Raw genomic sequence first — 15,255 nt, 5'->3', positions numbered from 1 at the left:
GTGTCGCCGTGAGCGCTGCAGCACTCCCCGAGGTCGGGCCTCCCGCGCCCGCCGAGCCGCACGGCACGCCGGTCGAGCCGCACGGCGCGCCCGCGCCCTCTGGCCGCCACCACGGGTCCGCGCCCAAGGGGCCGCTGAACCACCTCACGCACGCGGTCGCGCTGGTGATCCTGTTCGGGGTGCTCTACGCCACGACGCGCGCCGTCCCCCACGACCACGGCCCCGCGGGCACCATCGCCTCGATCGGGTTCCTCCTCCTCGCGGGCACGCTCGCGAGCGAGCTCGTCGAGCCGCTCCGCCTGCCGCACCTCTCGGGCTACATCCTCGCGGGCATCATCGCCGGGCCGCACGTCCTCAAGCTCGTCGATCACCACGCGGTCGAGGAGATCTCGCGGGTCAACACGCTGGCGCTGGCGCTCATCGCGCTCGCCGGCGGCGCCGAGCTCCGGCTCGAGATGGTCAAGAAGAGCCTGAAGAGCCTCCTCTTGCACAACCTCGTCCAGACGGTGCTCGTCTTCGTGGCGATGACGGGCGTCTTCTACGCCGCGCGCTCGCTCGTCCCGTTCGCGGCCGACCTCCCGATCACCGCGGCGTTCGGCGTGGCCATCCTCTGGGGCGTCATCGCGGTCACCCGCAGCCCCTCGGCCGTGCTGGGCATCCTCTCGCAGACGCGCGCGACCGGCCCCGTCGCGATGAACACGCTCGCGTTCGTCATGACGTCGGACATCATCGTCATCGTCGTGACGGCGGTCGCGCTCTCCACGGTGCGGCCGCTCATCGAGCCGGGCACGACGATGTCCATGCACGAGATCGAGCTCCTCGGCCGCGAGATCCTCGGCAGCATCTCGATCGGCACGACGCTCGGCCTCGCGCTCGCGGCCTACATGCGGCTCATCGGCCGGCAGCTCATCCTCGTGCTCGTGGCGCTCGGCTTCGGCGCCACCGAGGTGCTCCGCTACCTCCGCTTCGACGCGCTGCTCGTCTTCGTCGTCGCCGGCTTCGTCGTCACGAACCTGTCGCAGCAGGGCGAGAAGCTCGTGCACGCCGTCGAGGACGCCGCGAGCGTCGTGTTCGTCCTCTTCTTCGCGACCGCCGGCGCGCACCTCGATCTGCCGCTGCTCCGGACGATGTGGCCGGTCGCGCTGCTCTTCGGCGCGTCGCGCGCGTTCGTGACCTTCGTCGCGAGCCGCATCGGCAGCCGCCTCGCGGACGATCCGCCGGTCTTGCGCAAGTACGCCTGGTGCGGCCTCGTCTCGCAGGCCGGCCTCACGCTCGGCATCAGCATGACGATCGAGCGCGCGTTCCCGTCGGTCGGCGCCGGCTTCGGCGCGCTCGTCATCGGTTGCGTCGCGCTGAACGAGGTGTTCGGCCCGATCCTCTTCAAGTACGCGCTCGACCGCACCGGCGAGACGGCGGTCGAGGCGTCGCGCGGCTCGCTGCCCAACATCGGGCGCCACGGGTGAGGCGCGGCCTGCTCACGGCGTGAACCGGAGCGAGTAGCTCACCACGGTGGGGCCTCGCCGCGGCTTCTGGAAGTCGATCCGCTCGAAGACGCCGACGACGCACTTCGTGAACGCCTCGCCCTTGAGCGCCGTCCGCGGCTTGCGGACCTCGGCCCTGCCGCCGTCCTTCTCGATGCGCAGGTCGATCCCGAAGTCGCCTCCCTTCGTCGGGTCCTCCGCGAGCGCGAAGCAGCGGCGGAAGTCGTCGAAGTGGGGCGCGACCGAGCGCTTGATCGGCTCCTTCGTGTAGTCGTCGTGCGGCCCGCCGCCGATGTGCATTCCGATGTTCGCGACCTTGACCTTCGGCAGCGGCGCGGCGTCGGACGGCGCCGCCGGATCGGCCGGGGCGCTCGCGGTGGGCGCCGCGCTCGCGGCGGGCGCGGCGGCGGGGCCGGAGGCGCTCGCGGCGGCGGGGCCGGAGGCGCTCGCAGAGGCGGGGCCGGAGGCGTTCGCAGCGGCGGGGCCGGAGGCGCTCGCAGCGGCAGCGTTCGCGGGCGGATCGAGCGGCGACGGCGCGGCGTTCGCGGTCGCGGTCGGCGCTGCCTCCGCCTGCGGCGTTGCGCTGCGCTCGGCCTGAGGCGTGGCGCGCGACGAGCAGCCTGCCGCCGCGAAGGTGAAGGCCAGCGGAGCAGAGAGCGCGACGAGGAGCGGAGCGGGACGGCTCATGATGGCGCGCGAATCTACTGCGCCTCACGCCGCTCCAGGAAGCGCGGACGGTGCTGCGTCCCTGGTCTCTTGGCGGTTTTTCTGTTCTCTCTCCGCTACGGCGCCGTCGCGTCCCGCCGCTTCCGGACGGCATCGTTGTGCTCGTCCAGGCTCTCGCTGAACCGGTGGCGCCCCCCGCCCGCCGCCACGAAGTACAGGTACTTCGTCGCCGCGGGCGCCAGCACGGCCGCGATCGACGGCGCTCCCGGGTTCGCGATCGGCCCGGGCGGCAGCCCCGGGTGCGCGTAGGTGCTGTAGCGGTTCCTCGGGTCGCGCACCACGGCGGGCGTCGGCTTGCCGCCCCAGTTGGCGCACGAGGGCGCCTGCTCGGGCCAGGCGACGCAGCCGTAGAGCGCCGTCGCGTCGGACTGCAGCCGGCGCGAGCGGAACGCCGGATCGAGGAGCCGGTTCAGGAAGACGCTCGCGATGAGCGGCCGCTCCTCCTCGACGACCGCCTCCTTCTCGACGATGGAGGCGAGCGTGAGCACCTCGCGGCGCCCCCACCCGAGCGTCGCCTGCAGCGCGGCGAGCCCGTCCTTTCCCTGCGCGGCCAGGACGGCCCAGCGCCTGTCGGACTCGGCGACGAGGCGCCGCGCGACCTCGCGCGCGTCGGAGTCCAGCGCGAACTCGTACGTCGCCGGAAAGAGGTACCCCTCCGCGCTCTCCGCCCCCACGGCGCCGCCGCGCTCGATACCGAGCGCCTCGAGGAACGCGCCGTCGGCCGTCGCGGCGAGGAACGTCTTCCTGCCCGCGACGCGCAGCTTCTCCAGCCGGGCCGCGACGTCGAAGCGGTTCCACCCCTCGGGGATCGTGACCTTCGTCTTCGGCCGCCCCTCCGCGCGCGTGAGCATCTGCCGGAGCTCCCGCGGCGTCGCGCCCTCGAAGAGCAGGTGCGGGCCCGGCACGAACCCCTCCGTGCCGCCCGTCGCGCGCAGGTAGAGCGCCATGGCGCGCTCGCTCTCCACGAGCCCCTCGGCCGCGAGGAGCGCCGCCGCCTCGTCCGTGTCGAGCCCGTCCGGCCAGTTGATCTCCACGACGCGCCCCCGATCCGGGGCCCTCGTGCGCCCGAAGCCGAGCACGAGCGCGAGGAGCGCCGCGCCCGCGAGCGCGACCGCGCCCGCGAGCCCGAGGAGGATCGCCCGCGCGCGCCTCGACAAGGGCCGGGTCGCCGGGCGCCGCGACACGGGCGCGCGCTGCCCGGCGCCGCGCGCGCGCCGCGCGGGGGTGGACTTCCGCGTCGACGACGGGGGGTCGCGCGGCGGCGAACCCTGCGCGCCGTCGCCACCCGTCCGGCGGTTTCCCGGCCGGCTCGCCCTCGGTCGAACGCCCACCGCCCGGAGTCAAAACCCGAAAGCCGGACCCGTGTCAACGCCCCGCGCTCGCCGGGCGGCGCGGCGCGCGGCCGCGCCGCCGCGCACCGGCCCGCGCCGCGCATGCCTGCGGCGGGTTGCGCCGCGCAGCCGCGCTCCGGCCCGCGCCGCGCGTCAGCGCGCCATCTGGACGGCGTCCACCTCGTTGCGCCGGACCGCCGCCTTGCCCTCGCGGGACTGCGCCGCCGCCGCCGCCGGCGCCGGGGCCGGCGCCGCCGCGAAGCCGCCGGCCTTCGCCGGGCCGGCGGCGGTCGGCGGCGTGGCGAACGCCGGCGGCGTGGAGAAGTCCGTGTTGGCCCGCTCCAGCGCGGCGAGCTGGCTCTCGAAGTCGGACGCCACGTCCTTCGCGCGGCTCGCGGGGGCGCTGCGCTTCGCCTTGTCGGCCGCGCTCCGCAGCTGCCGCTGCTGCGCGTCGAGCTTGCCGCGCGCCTCGTCGAGGCGCCCCTGCTCGAACAGGAAGTTCGCCTGCTTCAGCGTCGCCGCCGTCTCGCTGCGCTGCACGCGGCCCGCGACGAGCGCGTCGAGCTCGCTCGCGTCGGCGTCGCGATCCGCGATCGCGACCGCCAGCTTGCCCTGGCAGCGGGCGTCGGCCCCCGCGACGAGGTCGCGGTACGCGAGGCCGACGTCCGCGACGGGCGCCGCGCCGCCCCTGTCGCTGCCCAGCCCGTCGAGGCGCACCTTGAGCAGGACCGTCTTCACCTCCCCCGCCGCGAACGCGCCGAGCGGCACGACGACCTGGCCGCCGGCCCTCCGGAACGGGCGATCGAAGACCCGATCGAGCTCCACGCCGGGCGCGAGGTCGATCGCGAGCTCCGCGCCGCTCGCCACGGACGCGGTGAGCTGCTCCGCCTCCGCCTCGAAGATGCGCGCGAGCGCGGCGTCGTTCTCCACGAAGTAGTGCCGGCCGTTCGAGTCCAGCGCGATCGCCGACAGGATCTTCTCGTTGTACTCGACGTCGACCCCGATGGTCGTGATGCTCACGCCGCGATCGCGCGCCCGCTGCGCCATCGCGCGGAAGCCCGGGACGTCGCGCACCCCGTGGTTGGCGTCGCCGTCGCTGAGGACGAGCATCCGGCTCACCCCGGACCCCACCTGCCCGAGCAGCGCGAGCCCCTCCTCGATGCCGCAGGAGATGCACGTGTCGCCGCCGAGCGAGATGCCGCGGACGCTCGCGAGGATGCGGCCGCGCGTGTCGGGCCCGACGGTCGTGGGCGGCACGACGACGCTCGTCCTCGTGTCGAAGGTGACGACCGACACGACGTCGCCGTCGTTCAGGCGGCTCACGGCCGTCGTCGCCGCCTGGACGGCGTTGGCGAGGCGGGTGCCCTTCATCGATCCAGAGCGATCGATGACGAGCGAGAGGTGCGCCTGCGCCTGCGCCCGCGCGGGCGCCCCGTCGCCCCGGACCTCGAACATGAGGAACGTCTCCCGCGCCGCGCGGGAGACGCGCGCGTGGCCGACGCGCCCCTCGAGCATCAGCCGGCTTCCGGCGGTGAAGCGGCTCGCGTCGGCGGCCGCCGCCACGGCGCCGCCCGTCACCTCCGGGACCACGCGGGGCGGCTCGGCGACGACGACGTCGCTGGCCGACGCGGCGCCCCCGGACGGCGCCAGCGAGTACACGGAGATGCTCGTGAGCATCATGCCGAGGGCGGAGAACAGGGCGACATGGGTCGGCTTCATGGCTCCTCCTGAGAACGGCCCGGGCCCGTCGATCTTACGACCGGCTGGCGACCGACCGTCGCGACCTACCGCGCGGTGGGCTCACGGCGCCGGGGCCGCGGGCGTGGTCCCTTGTACGTCGTCGCGCGTCGAACGATCTGTCGGCTCCGCGATCGGCCGGACGCCGGCGGCGCGGAGGGCGCTCCAGGGCGGGATGCTCCCGATCAGGACGAGCACGGCGTCACACGGGTGCGCCCGCGTCCCCGACGGCGACGAGAGCGTCGCCGCGAGCGCGCCGCCCGGCTCGGCGTCGAGCGCGGTCACGTCCGTCTCGAACCGGAGCGCGAGGCGAGACGCGGCTGCAAGTCGTCGTATCTCCTCGATATTTCGCGCCTTTCCGCGGCGGAACCCGCCGCCCCGGTAGACGACGGTGACCTCGGTGGCCGGCTGCCGCGCGAGCGCGATGGCGGCCTCCATGGCGACGTCGCCCAGCCCCACGATCAGCACCCGGCTGCCGGCGAGGCTCCTGGCGTCGGCGAGGTGGTAGTACACCCGGCCCTCCACCTCGGCGGACAGCTCGAACGGAAGCCGGCGCGGCGACCCGCGCTGTCCGAGGGCGAGCAGGACGCGCCGCGCCCGGCGCTCGGCGCGCGGCCCGCCCTCGCGCGGCTCGGTCACGACGACGAAGCCCGCCGGCGCGGCGCGGTCGCCTGCGCCGGGCGCGCGCTCGACCGACACCATCCGCGTATCCTGCAGGATGGGGAGCCGCTCCTTGCGCACGATGCGGAGCCAGTGGGAGAGCAGCTCCTCCTTTGTCGACTCCCTCAGCCACAGCTTCCCTGTGACCGGCAGGTCGAGCGGCTGATCGAACACGAGCTTGCCGCGCGGGAAGCTCTGGATGCTCTGCGCCACGCTGCCCTGCTCGATCACCTCGAACGACAGGCCGAGCTCTCTGGCGCGCAGCGCGGCGCTGATCCCGGCGGGGCCCGCGCCCACGATGATCAGATCGAGCTCCCCGCCGCGCGCGCCGCCCGGGCCTGCGTTCCGCAGGTCCTCCGCGATGCGCGTCACCGCGTGCGCGCCCTGGTGGATGGCGTTCTTGATGAGGGGGAGCCCGGTGATGTCGCCCGCCAGGTACAGGCCCGGCGCGTCGAGGCTCTCGAGGTCGTCGTCGAGGCGCGGCCGGTCGGCGACGGGCGCGCCGTCCTCGATGGTGAGCGACCCGTTGGGGCAGCGCTGCTCGCACAGGGTGAGGCCGCAGCACGCCTCGGGGCGGGCCACGACGGCGACGTACCGCTCGACGGCGAGCACGTCGTACGGGCACGCGTCGACGCACGCGTAGCAGCCGAGGCAGGTGGTCGTGTCGATCCTGGGCAGGCGCACGCGCTCCGCGGGGCGCAGCATCGCCTCGGCTGCCGCGCCATCCACGCGGTCCACGCGGTCCACGCGGTCCACGCGGTCCACGCGGTCCACGCGATCGCGCGTGCGATTGCGTGGACCTCGTGGACCGCGCGCGCGCAGCTCGCGCAGCTCGCGCAGCGCGTCGCCGCCGCGCGCGCCCGCGAACGCCAGCGCGGCGGCGGCGAGGCCCGCGCCCATCCAGAGCAGCGCCCGCCCGCGGGGCGCCGCGCCCGCCGCGCCCGTCACGACCGGCATGGTCGCGGCCGCGTCGCGCGCCGCGTCCCACGCGAGGGCGCGGTCCTCGGTGTGCTGGCCGCTGCAGACGCCGCCGGCCGCGCCGCCGCGGTCCGGCGCGGCGGCGTCGGGGAGGGCAGGGCGGTGCTCGTCGAAGCAGGTGATCGGGCGGGCGTCGCCGAGCGGCGCCTGCGCTGCGACGAGGCACCTCGCGATCGGGTCGCGCGGCGCGCCGGGGTCGTGGCACGGCGCGCAGCTCCCCGCCGTGACGATCGCCACCGTGGTCGGCTGGCCGGGGCGGAAGGCCGTCCCCGGGAGCTCCACCTCGGCGCCCGGCGCGAAGCGCACCGGCGGCCTCGCGGGCTCGAAGACGACGCCCTGGTCAGCGCGGTGGACGGGGTGGCAGGTGGCGCAGCTCAGCGCGCCGCTCGCCAGCAGCGCCGCGTGGCTCCTGCGGGTCGATCCGTGGGCGCCGTGGCAGCCCGTGCAGGCCTGGTCCATCGATCGCGCGGCCGCCGCGGCTTCCCGCGAGGCCGCGGCTTCCCGCGGCGTGGCGGTCTCTTGGGCCGCGGCGGTCTCTTGCGCCGAGGCGGGCTGCGGTGCTGCAGAGGGCCCGCGCGCCGCGGCGGGCGCCTGCTCGGCGTGGCACGACGCGCACGCGAGCCCCGCGCGCGCGTGGGGCAGCGACAGCGGCCCCGGCGCCGCGTGTCCGCCCGGCGGCGGGAAGAGCAGCGCCGCCGCGCCGGTCGCGACGGCGCCCGCCAGCGTGGCCGGCAGCACGCCGCGGAAGCGGGTCACGTCCGACGTCGACTCGGCGCGGCGCGCGGCGCGCCCCCGGACGGCCTCCCGCGGCTGGGCGGCGCGCTGGCGCGGGTCGGAGAGATCGGCGCGGTAGAGCGTCCTCGATGTGTCTGGAGAGCGCGCCGCCCCGGCCGCCTCCGGGTCACCGCCGGGCGGCGCGCGCGTCGAGCCCCGCCCGCCGGTCGGGCTAGAGGACCGTGACATTCAGTCGATAGAAGAAGGTCGCGTCGGGAACGATGTCCGCGGCCCTGACCCTCACGTGATAGGTGCCCTCGGCCAGGTCGGTGGCCGTCGCGGAGGAGCAGTACCCGGCGCCCGCGTCGTCGTCCGACGCGAGCACGGTGGCCCCGTCGTCGCCAAGGATCTCGACATAGCTGTCGAGCCGCCCGTTCATGCACGCCTCGGTGCCGTTGTCGCTGACGGTCGCGATCAGGGTCGAGCCGGACCCGGGCACGTTCACGGTGACCACGTCGACGTCGCCCGCCGGAGAGATCTCCGCGAGCCACGGGGCGGCGTGGGCGTCGGCCTGCGCCGGCGTGTCGTTGGGCTCCGTCTCGTGGAGCTCGAAGCGGCAGGCAGCGCTGCACCCGTCGCCGGACGTCGTGTTGCCGTCGTCGCACTGCTCGCCGTAAGTCACGTCTCCGTCCCCGCAGACCTCCGGGACGAGCGTCACGTCGAGCCGGTAGGGCGCCCGCTGCTCGGGGCCGACGTTCGCCGCGACGCGGACGTAGTAGTCGCCCGCCGCGAGCGCCGGCGCGACGGCGCGGGCGCAGTGGCCGACCCCTCCGAAGTCGCGTTGCACGAGCACCGCGCCGCTCTCGTCCAGGATGTCGATCATGGTGTCGAGCCGGCCGTTGAGGCAATCGGAGCTCGTGACGTCGGCGGTCTCCGCGATGAGCGCCGTGGGACCGCTCGGCACGGTGACGCGCACGACGTCCACGTCGTCCAGCGGATCGATCGAGGCGAAGAACGGCGCCGCGTAGGGGTTGGCCGAGGTGATGTCGTCGTTCGGCTCGACCTCGGTCGCCTGGAGCCGGCAGTCGTCGCTGCACCCGTCGTCCGGCTGATCGAGGAGGTTGTCGCACTCCTCGGCCGGATCCTGGATGCGGTCGCCGCAGACGGTCTCGCGGCTCCGCACGGCGAGCTCGAACGCGCCCGCCTGGCCCTCGTTCGCGCCCGAGACGACCACGTAGAACGCGTCGCCCTCGCGGACGGGGACGGTGAGCCGGTTGTCGATGCCCGCGCCGGCGCTGACGCCGCCGCACGCGCGCTCGGTCGCGGCGTCGTCGCAGGCGCCGCGCAGCACGGCGACGAGCCCGGCGTCGGTCGCCGGGGTCAGGACCACGTCGAGGAACCCCGTGGTGGTCGCGGTGAACGAGTAGGCGACGCCCGGGGCGCCCGCCGTGCACCCGCCCTCGACCGCGGCGTGACCGCGCGTGTCGCCGGTGACGGTCGCGGGATCCGCCAGCGCCACCGGCGCGGCGCACATGTCCGCGCACGCCGCCTCGCACTCCGGATCGCCGCAGTCGGCGCTGCCATCGCCGTCGTTGTCGCGGCCGTCCTGGCACGCCTCGACGCCTGTGCAGCCCGACGTATCGGCGGTGCAGTCGGGGCTGCACCGGAGCTCGCCGCCCTCGAAGCCGAAGCGCTGGCACGTGGCGTCCCCGAGATCGGGCCCGTCGCACGCCTCGCCCCGCTCGACGACGCCGTTCCCGCAGGCGCCGGGCGCAGCGCCGCCGCCGCCCTCGTCGCCATCCCCGCCGTCGCCGCCCTCACCGCCGGCGGCCCCCGTCCCGCCGGAGGCGGTCTGAGGCCTCCGCGGGCCGTCGTCGCCTCCGCCGCACGCCGCGGCGAGCGCGGCGGCCGAGACAAGGGCAATCGCCGCGATACCGCGGCTCACTCGGAATCCGGACATGAGTACGTGATCTCCCAGTCGTGTACCTGAACACCGCCTCCGCCCGTGCTCGTCGGATTGAGCCTCATCTGGAGCTCGAGATACTCGGTCCGAGCGTCCGGGAGCTCTTGCAGCACGTCGAACAGATCGATCGCGCACGGCGGTGCCGAGCTCTCGTCACAGATCCGCGTATCGGTCGGCGCCGCGTGCGCGGTGGCGGCGACCCGCACCGTCGCCGTGTCGAGATCATCCGGAGCGTCGGCCGCTCGCACGAAGAACTCGACACTCGAGTCGCCGGGCGTCGTCGTCCTGTACCTGAGATACCCCCACTGGGTCTTGGTCCCCGGCGGGCAGACGCCGTGGTAGCGCTCCCAGTCCGTGGTGATGGCCGTGAGGCTCGTCGTCACGCACGGGACGGTCGCCCGGACCTTCCCGCCCGGGTTCTCGCGGAGGTCGGAGCACGTCTGCGGGCAGAGCTTGACGCTCGAGTGCGTCGCGTCGGCGAAGTACCAGCCCTGGCCGCAGCTGGCCAGCCCGGCCCGGGGCGTGAGGACGGTCTCGGTGCCGGCGTTGTTCACGTGGACGACGGACACCGACGAGGGATCCGCGGCGCCGGCGACGGGGACCGTGACGTCGCACGGGAGCGCCTCTCCGCGGATCGAGACGAGCGCGTCGAGGAGGCTGCCTTGCAGCGTGGTGCCCGCGGTGAGGTTGTACGCCTGTCCGCCGCCTCGATCGGCGATGAGGTTGATGATCTCTGCGTTCGAGCTGCCGAAGCCCACGGCGTGCACGCGGACGCCGTAGTTCTGGAAGGCGTTGCGCGCCAGGTTCGCGATCTGGTTCGGGACCGTGTTGCAGTGCGAGGGGATGCCGTCGGTCACGAACACGACGGCGACCTCCTCCTCGGGGTGGGCGATCTTGTAGTTCCTCGCCCAGGTCGTGGCGCCGTCCAGCGCCGGGTACATCGGCGTGTCGCCGTAGGGCTGCGGGACGCTATTGATGGCGTTGATCAGCGCGTTTTCCTGCTGATCGAACGGCGCGGGCTCTTCCGTCAGCCGCCGGGCCGCCGAGCCGTCGAACGGGACGATCGGCAGGGCGCAGCCGCCGCCGCCGGCGCCTGGGCAGCTGGGGTTGTCGTTGCACGGGCCGGGGTTGTCGTACGGCCAGAACCGGAACGCGACGCCGAGCCCCGCCGACGCCGGATCGGCGAAGAACGCCTTGAGGGCCTCGGTCGCCGGGACCCATCGATCGTCGTACACGGGGTCCCCCGTCGAGGTCTCCCACATCGAGGTGGACCGATCGAGCGCGACGAACAGGGTGACCGGCCTGATCATCGAGACGCTGGCCGTGGCGATGCAGCCCGGCGACTCGCACATGGCCGACTGATAAATGCTCCCGTTGTTGGCGCACGCGTGCGGGCACTCGGCGATCTGGCCCGGGCCCGGCGGGTTGACGAAGAGCTCCATGCCGTCGGTGAGGCCCGTGCAGCCGGCCACGCTGATGCACTCGCCCGGCGCGATCGGCTGCGTGGTCGTGCACGCGAGGGTGCCGCCGCTCGGGCTGCACGAGTCCAGGACCTCGCTCGGCGCCGAGGAGGGGAGCTGGCGCGAGCCCGCGGGATAGCTGTGGATGGCGATCCCCGCGGGCGCCGGGGTGTTGCCGCGGTTGCAGACAGGGATCGTCCCGCCGCAGGGCACGCCGACGGTGAGATCCACGCCGCTGCACTCCGGGTTCGTCTGGTTCGGCAGGTACGCCTTGCAGAGGCCCCGCTGCTGCTCTGGATCGGTGCTGCAGGTGGCGCCGCACAGCTCCTCGACAAGATCGACGCACGTCGCGTCCCACGTCTCGGTCGGCGGGGCGCACGACTTGCCAGGGCACCGGGTCGCGACGAGGTCGGCGCAGGCCTGGCTCCAGATCCCCGTGCACCTGCCGTTCACGGGGGCAGATCCCGTGGGGCACACGCCGCCGGGCGGGAGGCAACGTCGCGGGGTGCCGGGCAGCACGATAGGGCAGGTGCTGCCCATTCCGAAGATGGGCGTGCACTGCGCGGCCATCGTGCACGTGAAGTCGCAGCAGAGCGGGTTGGACGCGCAGATGTTGGCGATGCACGCGTCGCCGCAGGTCGCGGTCATGTGCATCGCGGCGCCGGGGGCCGCCTCGCAGGCGTCATGCCCGCAGTCGGCGGGTATGGTCGTCTGGGTGCAGCAGCTCGGCCGAGCGTCGCAGACCTTCGCGACGCAGCCGCTGCAGGTCGACAGGAGCGACTCGCCGGTCGTGCACGGATCGTGGGCGCAGGCGCCCCGCGCGGGGTGCTCGCAGTACTGGTCGAACTGGCAATCCTCGCTGGTCGTGCAGGGCTGGTGCGTGCCCTGCCGCGCGACGGCCTCGGGCAGCTCGTTGATATCCCCGACCTCCCACGTGTACGTGACGCCGGTGCCCGAGAGGTCGATGGGCCCCCCGTCCGGCACCTCCTCGAACGACCGGCACGACGGATCGCACGGGTTCGTCGCGCAAAGACCCCCGTCGGAAGCCTCGGAGTTCGCGAGCGGGCGATACCCGCTCTCGCCGCTCCCCCGCGGCGCCGCCCCGAACGGAGACCGCCGCATGGTCATCGACCCTTCGCAGCCCCCGTAACGCCCGTCCTCGCAGCGCCGGACACCGTCAAGGCACGTCAGCACGCCTTCGTGCTCACCGACGGTGATGTGACACTCCACCTCTTCGCCGTCCTCGCACGGGTCGCCCGGGCCGGGGCCCGCCCCCGCGTCGGGCCCGCTCGTCCCGTCCTGCGGCCCTTGAAGGCCGCTGTCGTCTCCGCTGCACGCTCCGGCGATCACCGCCGACGCCGTGAGCAGCGTGACGAGCAGCAGCGCTCTCGGCGCCCACGCCTCGGCGGAGCCTGATCGGGAGAGCGCTCCCATCCACTTGGTCGAGGGACCAGTCATCGGCTTCTCTACCTTCCACTGGGGTGCTGACGAGAAAATTGTACCTGGGCGCAGAAGGCAAAGTCCAGGCCTCTTGCCGGCACGCCCACGTCTGCGAGAAACGCGGTCGCACCGCACGTGTGCGGTCCCCCCACGCGCGCGGTGCCGCGGGACGCGAGGCCTGCGAGCCACAAAGAAATGCCGTGCCTCGCAACAATTTCATAGCGAATCGACGCGCCGCCGTCGTTCCGTCGCGCGCCGCGGCGGCGGTCGTGTGGGGCGGCGTGCGCGCGCCATCAAGGCCATGTCGCCGCCGTGAGCGCGTGGAGTGCGAGCAGCGCGGCGGCGATGCCGAAGGTGATGATGTGCGCCGGCAGCCCTGCGCGGAGCGCGGCGAGGAGCGCGCGCTGGGCGGGGAGCGCGCGCAGCTCCACGGCGAGGCGGATGAGGTCGGCCAGGCCGGCGAGGCGCTCCGCGCCGCGTCCTTCGAGGACGGCGTCGATGCGGGCGCGCAGCGCGCGCTCCTCCTCGCGCAGGCCGCGCCCCGAGGCGAGGAGCGCGAGCGGGCCGAGGGGGCTCTGCACGTAGGGCACGAGGATCTTCTCGACGATCTTCTTGACCAGATCGCTGCGCCCGCTCACCCCGCGGTAGAAGCGGTCCAGGAGATCGCGGCGGGCGCCGGCGAAATCCTCGGGCAGCGCCGCGGTGCGCTCGATCCGGGCGAGCCGCCGCGGCGCGAGCCGGTAGGCGACCGCCGTGAACGCGCCCGCCGCCGCGGTCGCCCAGAAGACCAGGTGCAGCGCCGCGCCGAGCGTCGGGCGGCCGGAACGCGGCCACGGCGCGTGCGCGAGCGCGAGACCGGCGGTGACGAGGCCGATCGCGAGGTGCCCGGACAGGTGCGGCCGCAGGCGGCTCTTCACGGGCGCGCCGTCGCCGCGCTCCTTCGCCGCGTCGTCGCTTGCCTTGACCGCGCCGCCGCGCCGCCCCGGCCGCGTCCACGCCCATCGCGCGGCGCGCTTCGGGACTGCGTACAGCAGGAGCAGCGCGACGCCCACCGCGGCGGCGACGCCCGCCGACAAGGCCGCGCCCTCGCCGGGCCGCGCGTCGCCGCGCGCGTGCGCCGCGGTCCCCGCCGCCCCGAGCCCCGCCGCAGCGATCGCGCTCCCGGCCATCAGCGCCGTGTCGCTCCGCGCCGCGCCGTCGCGCCCCTGCGCGCGCCGCGCCCCGCCGAGCAGGTCGCGCACGTCGGCGATCTCCTCCGCCGGGTTGACGCGGAAGATCGAGCCCGTCGGGCACGCCTTCACGCACGCCGGCCCGTCGTGATCGCGGCAGAGATCGCACTTCACGGCGACGTCCGGGAACGCCGCGCCGCCCGGGCGCGGCGCGCCCGCGGGCCGCGGCGCCATGGCGATGTTCTCCCAGGGGCACGCCTTGGCGCAGGCGCCGCAGCCCGTGCAGAGCGCGTCCCGGATGAACACCTCCCCTCCGGTGTCCTTGCCGATGGCGCCGGTGGGACACTCGATCATGCACGCGGGGCTCTCGCAGTGCTGACAGGAGTTCGGCAAGAGCAGGCTCCGCGGCGCCTCCTGCCGCGCGGCCTGCGGCGCGTCGTCGACCCGCGCATGCACCTTGTCTCCGCGGCGTACGAGCCGCGAGACGCCGTGCACATCGGCGCACGACCACGCGCAGTGCCCACAGCGGGCGCACGTCTCGAGGTCGATGACAAGGAGCGACCGCGCGACCTGCAGGCGATAGAGGTCCCTGAAGACGTGCGCCGTGTGATGGCGCGCCTGTCCGGCGACGATCGCCTCCTGGGCGGCGCGCTGGTCGCCGGTGATGCGACGGAGTCGAGGGATCAGATCCGGGTGCTTGCGCACCAGGGCGGCGAACGTCTTCGCTGGCACCGACAGGAGCGCCGCGGCGCCGCTCGCCACCGCGCTTGTCGCACGACACCGGCCCTCGTCGAGCTCGACGTCTCCGAAGAAATCACCCCGGGTGAGGTACGCGCGCACATGAATCCGATCGCCGTCCTCCGTCTGGATCTGCACCATGCCCTCGGCGATCAGCCACAGCTCCGCTGCCGGATCGCCGGCGCGATAGACGGCCTGACCGCGCTCGAAGCGCCGGTGACTCACCGCGTCAAGGAGAGTCTCGATGTCGTTCGGATCGAGATCGCGCGTGAAGGCGAGGGTGCCGAGGAGGTCGCGCGTCGCGCTCCTCCGCAGCGCGCGCTCGAGCTTGCCGGCGATCTCGGCCTTTCCGGAGCGCCCGGCGGCGCGGCGGAACAGGTGGACGGGGATCTCCGCGAGCACGCTCTCTGCGAGCGCGACCGCGGTGGTCCTGCGCGACATCCCCACGACCGCCTCCTCGCCGAGGACATCGCCCACAAGGGCGGTGCGCACCTCTGTATCGCGATCGTCTCCGCGGCGTGTCGCGCGAAGGGCGACGCGCCCGGACGCCACGACGAAGAAGGCGTCGCCGGCGTCGCCGGCGCGATAGGCGACCTCGTCCGGGGAGAGCACCCGGAGCCTCCCCGCCTCGGCGATCTCGCGCCGGGCCCGCTCGTCGAGCCCGCGCAGCAGGGGCGCGTCGAACACGCCCGGCGGCCACGCGCGGGCGCGGTCCGCTTCCGCGTCGCGCGCGTCGCCGCGCGTGTGGTCCGATGAGGGCATCAGCGCGGCTCCCGGCTGCCCCGCGCGGGCAGGCCTCTCCCCGCCGCGCGATCGAGGCGCGGTCTACCCCGCGGGGCAAGGTCAGCAGGCGCGGCG

At 74.6% G+C, this 15,255-nt stretch carries 9 protein-coding genes; 2 read left to right on the top strand and 7 right to left on the bottom strand.

The window, feature by feature from the left end; genetic code table 11:
* Window positions 1-8: 8 nt before the first annotated feature.
* A complete protein-coding gene (locus WMF24_RS22960; protein WP_437738575.1) occupies window positions 9-1,463 on the top strand; it encodes a cation:proton antiporter in 1,455 nt (484 codons plus the stop codon).
* A 12-nt stretch (window positions 1,464-1,475) separates the two neighbouring features.
* Here WMF24_RS22960 and WMF24_RS22955 read toward each other — a convergent pair whose 3' ends face one another.
* The gene (locus WMF24_RS22955; RefSeq protein ID WP_437738574.1) at window positions 1,476-1,781 is read right to left on the bottom strand and encodes a hypothetical protein; all 306 of its coding nucleotides are present in this window, start codon (window positions 1,779-1,781) and stop codon (window positions 1,476-1,478) included.
* Between the two features lie 4 nt (window positions 1,782-1,785).
* On the opposite strand from WMF24_RS22955, the gene WMF24_RS22950 reads away from it, so the two are divergent.
* Window positions 1,786-2,079: a hypothetical protein gene (locus WMF24_RS22950; protein ID WP_437738573.1), complete on the top strand. Its 294-nt coding sequence runs from the start codon at window positions 1,786-1,788 to the stop codon at window positions 2,077-2,079.
* A gap of 184 nt (window positions 2,080-2,263) precedes the next feature.
* On the opposite strand, the gene mltG is transcribed toward WMF24_RS22950, so the two are convergent.
* The 6 genes from mltG to WMF24_RS22920 all read right to left on the bottom strand — a co-directional run bounded on the left by mltG (window position 2,264) and on the right by WMF24_RS22920 (window position 15,159).
* Window positions 2,264-3,364, bottom strand: coding sequence for an endolytic transglycosylase MltG (gene mltG / locus WMF24_RS22945; protein ID WP_437738572.1), 1,101 nt, complete (start codon window positions 3,362-3,364; stop codon window positions 2,264-2,266).
* Between the two features lie 327 nt (window positions 3,365-3,691).
* Window positions 3,692-5,257 (bottom strand): vWA domain-containing protein, encoded by a 1,566-nt coding sequence (locus WMF24_RS22940; RefSeq protein WP_437738571.1) that lies wholly within the window; start codon window positions 5,255-5,257, stop codon window positions 3,692-3,694.
* Between the two features lie 81 nt (window positions 5,258-5,338).
* Entirely contained in the window at window positions 5,339-7,876 is a 2,538-nt protein-coding gene (locus tag WMF24_RS22935; protein WP_437738570.1) for an NAD(P)-binding domain-containing protein, read from the bottom strand.
* Entirely contained in the window at window positions 7,860-9,587 is a 1,728-nt protein-coding gene (locus WMF24_RS22930; RefSeq protein WP_437738569.1) for a DUF4215 domain-containing protein, read from the bottom strand. Before WMF24_RS22930 ends, WMF24_RS22935 begins: the two co-directional genes overlap by 17 nt.
* On the bottom strand, window positions 9,569-12,508 hold the full coding sequence (locus WMF24_RS22925) for a vWA domain-containing protein (RefSeq protein ID WP_437738568.1): 2,940 nt from the start codon (window positions 12,506-12,508) through the stop codon (window positions 9,569-9,571). Before WMF24_RS22925 ends, WMF24_RS22930 begins: the two co-directional genes overlap by 19 nt.
* Window positions 12,509-12,783: 275 nt before the next feature.
* Window positions 12,784-15,159, bottom strand: coding sequence for a cyclic nucleotide-binding domain-containing protein (locus WMF24_RS22920; protein WP_437738567.1), 2,376 nt, complete (start codon window positions 15,157-15,159; stop codon window positions 12,784-12,786).
* Between the last annotated feature and the right edge of the window lie 96 nt (window positions 15,160-15,255).

The sequence above is a fragment of the Sorangium sp. So ce1335 genome (assembly GCF_051521615.1).
Lineage (GTDB): Bacteria > Myxococcota_A > Polyangia > Polyangiales > Polyangiaceae > Sorangium.
The sequence above is the reverse complement of the archived record's forward strand: the minus strand, read 5'-3'. Positions and strand labels throughout refer to the sequence as shown.